The sequence below is a fragment of the Oliverpabstia sp. genome (assembly GCF_022785585.1).
Lineage (GTDB): Bacteria > Bacillota > Clostridia > Lachnospirales > Lachnospiraceae > Oliverpabstia > Oliverpabstia intestinalis.
Genome location: NZ_JALFPR010000132.1, coordinates 1 through 3,252, shown reverse-complemented (window position 1 = coordinate 3,252; position 3,252 = coordinate 1). Strand labels below are relative to the sequence as shown.

At 46.9% G+C, this 3,252-nt stretch carries 3 protein-coding genes; all 3 read right to left on the bottom strand.

Going from position 1 to position 3,252, the window contains the following annotated elements:
• Window positions 1-187: 187 nt before the first annotated feature.
• Window positions 188-1,888, bottom strand: a complete 1,701-nt coding sequence (gene tnpC, locus MSA64_RS09375) for an IS66 family transposase (RefSeq protein ID WP_287891433.1) — start codon at window positions 1,886-1,888, stop codon at window positions 188-190.
• A gap of 294 nt (window positions 1,889-2,182) precedes the next feature.
• Window positions 2,183-2,617 (bottom strand): IS66 family insertion sequence element accessory protein TnpB, encoded by a 435-nt coding sequence (gene tnpB / locus MSA64_RS09370; protein WP_277664100.1) that lies wholly within the window; start codon window positions 2,615-2,617, stop codon window positions 2,183-2,185.
• The gene (gene tnpA / locus MSA64_RS09365; RefSeq protein ID WP_287891430.1) at window positions 2,539-2,946 is read right to left on the bottom strand and encodes an IS66 family insertion sequence element accessory protein TnpA; all 408 of its coding nucleotides are present in this window, start codon (window positions 2,944-2,946) and stop codon (window positions 2,539-2,541) included. Before tnpA ends, tnpB begins: the two co-directional genes overlap by 79 nt.
• Window positions 2,947-3,252: the final 306 nt, after the last annotated feature.

The following is a 3,252-nucleotide window of genomic DNA, read 5'->3' as shown; positions in this document are numbered from 1 at the left end:
AGCAACAGCTCCCCAAACTATTACTATAATCGCAATTATAAACATTGTATACTCTTGACTTAACATACTTTTTCTTCTCCTACTTATGATTATTTATCCAATCTTGGATTCTGATAATTTTTCTTTCTCATTACTTTCTTCGTAAGCGATGAATAACATACCCGTTTTCATCGCCTACAAATCATGATTATACAGGAAGTTCGATCCTGTGTTCTATCGTATTGCTTTCAACATCGGCAGGACCTGTGCAGTGCTCCTTCACGAATTCACTCCACGGCAGCAGCTGTTCAATGCCTGCGGGCTCCTCTTTATAGTCCGGCATATAAAGCAGCAGTGTGTAGAGATACTGATAGATGTTTAAATGGTTTGCCTTTGCTGTTTCGATAAGACTCAAAACGATGGCACTTGCGTTAGCACCGTCAACGGTTCCATGAAACAGAAAGTTCTTTCTCCCCATGACATAGGCTTTTGCTTTTCTTTCAGCCGCGTTGTTCGATACCTCGCATCTTCCATCAAGCAGATAATTCATCAGGGTTTCCTTGTGATTTTGGGCATAGTTCACCGCTTTCTCCAGCTTGCTTCCGCCTGCCGGATTCAGTGTTCCGAGCCACGTCCAGAACTCTTCCCAGAGGATACTCTCGGTTTTGAGCCGTTCCTGTTTTCTGCTTTCAGGATCCATGTTTTTATAAAGCCTTTCTTTATAAAAGATCCTGTTGCAGTAAACCACGCCTTTTTCCGCAGGGATCAGGGAATCGTCCAGCGTGATATCCGACTGGCTGATCTCCTCTTCTGAGTTGATATCCAGCAGCCGGAATGCTTTTCGTCTTGATGCCGGGATTGCATCAAAGAACTTTCTCCGCACATGGGCAAGACAGCATACGAGGATCACATCGGAAAGCTTTCCATATGCGGAATAACCGTCACAATGGACCATCCCTTTGAATCCGGTCGGATGCTCGGCACCTCTCCCCGGTCTGTAATCATACAGAACGATCGGAGGGAGACCATCTGTTCCGCTCAGATAGATCCACATGTACGAACGGCTTTGTGCCCGTTTTCCCGGTTCCTTCAGTACCTGGCATGGAACTTCATCCACATGAATCACTTCCCGTTCCAGAAGCAGCTGGTGCAGGCGTTCGTAGACCGGATAGAGGTATTTCAGGGCGCAGGTATTATACCAGTTGGCCTGGGTTTCACGCGGTACAGGGGCGCCTTTTTGAAGCCAGTCCTGTTCCTGACGGTAGAACGGAAGCTCCAGACCGGATTTCTGATACATGATACAGGCAACCATGGATGCTGAGGCCGGGCTGTGACGCAGAAGGGCGGCAGGCACTTTTGAAGAGGTGATCGTGGTATCCAGCTCTTCCCGGCACGCAGGACAGACCATGGTCTCCTGCATGATCCGGACACGTTCGATCCGAGCAGGTATGATACGCAGTTCTTCCCGGACAAATTTATATCCCAGATGCTCCATCGATGCGCCGCAGTCCGGACAGGAACGGTCCTGTTCCGGTGCATCACAGCGAACTTCACGTATGGGAAGCGAATCATACAGATCTTTCCTCAGGCTTTTCTTGCGGGGCCTGCAGATATGTTCTTTGACTGTCGTTTCTTTTCCGGTTTCGAGGACAACTGTTTCTGCATCGGTGCCATCCTGCATAGCACTTTTAGAGGAGTCTCTCCCGGAGACGGTTGTCTCGCTTGATGTACCGTAGATCTGCTGTCTGAGACTTTCAATGGTTTCCTGCAGGTTTGCAATCGTGGCGTTCAGGTTTTTGATCGTATCCTTAAAATCCTCGATCATTTCCGCCTGTAACTTAAGCTGTTCCGCCTGCTGTTCATTATTCTGTTTCAGCATCTGGATGTAATCATCAGTGTTTATCGGCATGGTACTGCTCCTCCTTTGATATCTCCATTATAGGTTCAGACATGGAAAAGAGCAAACCGGCGATATACAGGCTATGGTAAAAATGACGAACTGTTTTCTGATACATCAATACCTGAAACGGGTCAGGAAAACACTGTTTTTTTCCGGTTTCAGACCGATTATCCACAACTGTGCATACGGGGAAAAGACTTATCTTCATAACTCTTTTCCCTGTAGAAACAGATGTTGATAACTTTCAGCAGAAGAAAAAACTGGCAGAAAAAAGATTTTTAAATTTCTCTGTTTTACACAAAATCAAAAATCCTTTTTTCTGTTGTCAGTGACTCCGATCGCTTTGGGCTGGTCGATGGAAAGGCCTTCCAGGAGCCATCTTAACTGCTGTCTTGTCAGAAGTTTTGCTTCGGAAGGCGACCGTGGCCATTGGAACCTGCCTGTCCCATCCAGCCGCTTATGAAGCAGCACCCAGCCATCCCGGTCATGATACAGGCATTTCAGTTTTCTCCTGTCGCGGCCGCAGAACAGGAAAGCGGATTTGGAATAGGGATCCAGCTGGTAGGTGTCACGTATAAGCGCCATCAACGAATCAAAACTCTTGCGCATATCAGTATGTCCGGTCACCACGTAAAAATTTTTTACACCGGACAGGTCACCTAACACAGTGACTGCAGCGCTGCCAGGGTATTCACGATGGTCTCGTTCGCTGCAGAATTGAGTATTTCGATACAGCATCCCCGAAAGTTCAGCCGTATTGCAGGGCTGCTGTCCGGAGACGGGTTCGAAGGATTTTGTACGGATCGATCATGGACAGGGACAGCCGGATCATCGAATTGCAGTTTTACAATCTCGTGATGCTCCAAAGAGGCTGATTTGGAATTCGCAGGAATATCACATGATTTTTTACGCAGTCTTCTGATGTGATAATAAAACTTGCTGGGCTGGATATGGTTCATTTCACACCAGGCTTTGTCCGTCATCCCACTGGAACGGCATTCCTGGATCAGATCCAGCCATTCCTGGTCCGGCCGTCTGGGATGTCGTTTCTGTTTTACATTTGACATGAATAGGTCACTCCTCCTGTACTTATTGGATCTGAATCAGGACTTGTGACCTGTAAAACAGAAGTAAACTGCTCCAACTTTATCAGGAGTGCCTAAACAGTTCCTGATCAAAGTATCGCACAAAATCAGGAGGATGAATAGCCGGGGTGGTTATTCATCGCTTACGGACGCCGCGTCTCTACTTCCGGAATGCTGAAATTTTTAGGCGTATCTCGCTCTGGATATCGAGCTTTTCTGAATCGAAAAGTTTCTCCTTCAAAGCAGCGTAAAGAGGCTATAAAAAAGGAAATCCAGAAAATCTACGAC

Coding starts and splice junctions, on each gene's coding strand:
- tnpC (WP_287891433.1), bottom strand. CDS start 1,888: ATGCCGATAAACACTGATGATTACATCCAGATGCTGAAACAGAATAAT.
- tnpB (WP_277664100.1), bottom strand. CDS start 2,617: ATGCTGTATCGAAATACTCAATTCTGCAGCGAACGAGACCATCGTGAA.
- tnpA (WP_287891430.1), bottom strand. CDS start 2,946: ATGTCAAATGTAAAACAGAAACGACATCCCAGACGGCCGGACCAGGAA.